The sequence below is a fragment of the Acidovorax sp. SUPP2825 genome, assembly GCF_030158995.1.
Lineage (GTDB): Bacteria > Pseudomonadota > Gammaproteobacteria > Burkholderiales > Burkholderiaceae_C > Paracidovorax.
On the sequence record NZ_BQXK01000058.1, the window covers coordinates 1 to 1232 of the forward strand.

Here is a 1232-nt window from a genome sequence, read left to right on the forward strand (position 1 = left end):
CTTCTCGACGGCGGCCGAGCCCCCCGTGGCGGCCGCGGCATCGAAGCCGGTGGTGCGCACGGTGATGACCTTGGTCGCATCGCTGCTTTGCACGGTGGCGATGGCGTTGCCGGCGTAGATGGGGCGCTCGAAGGTGTCGGGGCTGTCGACCTTGGTGATGTCGCTGATCTGGGCGACGTCGAGCTTGGCGGCCACGCGGGGGGCCACGTTCTTGCCGCCCGCGGTGGCGGGGAACAGGATGTGGCTGTATTGGCTGGCAATGGCCAGCACCTGGGCGGCGACGTTCTCGGCCAGGCCGTCCTTGAGGCTCGCGCCATCGGCCAGGATGACCTTGCTGACGCCGGCGATCTGCGCGGCGGCCTGGGCGGCGGCATCGGCGCCGTTGCCCGCCACCAGCACGTGCACGTCGCCACCGCAGGCCACGGCGGCCGTGACGGTGTTCAGGGTGGAGGGCTTGATGCTGGCGTTGTCGTGTTCGGCAATTACGAGGGCTGTCATGTTCAGATCACCTTTGCTTCGTTCTTGAGCTTGTCCACCAGGGCGGCCACGTCGGGCACCTTGATGCCGGCGCCGCGCTTGGGCGGTTCGGAGACCTTCAGGGTCTTCAGGCGCGGCTTGACATCGACGCCCAGGTCTTCGGGCTTGACGGTATCGAGCTGCTTTTTCTTGGCCTTCATGATGTTGGGCAAGGTGACGTAGCGCGGCTCGTTCAGGCGCAGGTCGGTGGTGACCACGGCCGGCAGCGTGAGGGAGATGGTCTCCAGCCCGCCATCGACTTCGCGCGTGACGTTGACTTTGTCGCCGCTCACTTCCACCTTGGAGGCGAAGGTGGCCTGCGGCAGGTCGGCCAGGGCTGCGAGCATCTGCCCGGTCTGGTTGGCATCGTCGTCGATGGCCTGCTTGCCCAGGATGATGAGCTGGGGCTGCTCCTTGTCCACCAGCGCCTTCAGGATCTTGGCCACGGCCAGGGGCTGCAGCTCTTCGGTGGTCTCCACCAGGATGGCACGGTCGGCACCGATGGCCATCGCGGTGCGCAGCGTTTCCTGGCACTGCGCGACGCCGCAGGAGACGGCGATGACTTCGGTCACCACGCCCTTTTCCTTCAGGCGCACGGCCTCCTCGACGGCGATCTCGTCAAAGGGGTTCATGCTCATCTTCACGTTCGCGATGTCCACACCCGTGTTGTCCGACTTCACTCGGACCTTCACGTTGTAGTCCACCACGCGCTTGAC

General features: G+C 66.2%; 1 protein-coding gene and 1 pseudogene. Both read right to left on the minus strand.

The genetic code is table 11. The features are described from left to right. A pseudogene (locus AVAK2825_RS24665) lies at nt 1-498 on the minus strand (electron transfer flavoprotein subunit alpha/FixB family protein); the annotation flags it as partial. Between the two features lie 2 nt (nt 499-500). Continuing rightward, the coding region (locus AVAK2825_RS24670) for an electron transfer flavoprotein subunit beta/FixA family protein (RefSeq protein ID WP_284403119.1) at nt 501-1232 on the minus strand (732 nt) is incomplete at its 5' end.